Annotated in this window: 1 protein-coding gene; it reads right to left on the reverse strand. The window is 67.8% G+C overall.

Going from position 1 to position 326, the window contains the following annotated elements:
- A partial coding sequence (locus ADL25_RS18005; RefSeq protein ID WP_079050438.1) for a GTP-binding protein occupies window positions 1-326 on the reverse strand: 326 nt, incomplete at both ends.

Below are 326 nucleotides of genomic sequence, written 5' to 3' on the forward strand. Positions count from 1 at the left end.
CCGTCGAAGCCGTTGAGGGCGATGACGAAGGGCAGGCCGGAGTTCTCGAAGTAGTCGACCGCGGGGAAGCAGTCGGCGAGGCGGCGGGTGTCGACCAGGACGACGGCGCCGATGGCGCCGCGGACGAGGTCGTCCCACATGAACCAGAAGCGGTCCTGGCCGGGGGTGCCGAACAGGTACAGGATCAGGTCCTGGTCCAGGGTGATGCGGCCGAAGTCCATGGCCACCGTGGTGGTGGTCTTGTCCCCGGTGTGGGTGAGGTCGTCGATGCCCGCCGAAGCAGACGTCATGACGGCCTCGGTGCGCAGCGGGTTGATCTCCGAGAC

The sequence above is a fragment of the Streptomyces sp. NRRL F-5122 genome (genome assembly GCF_001507435.1).
Classification (GTDB): Bacteria; Actinomycetota; Actinomycetes; order Streptomycetales; family Streptomycetaceae; genus Streptomyces; species Streptomyces lannensis.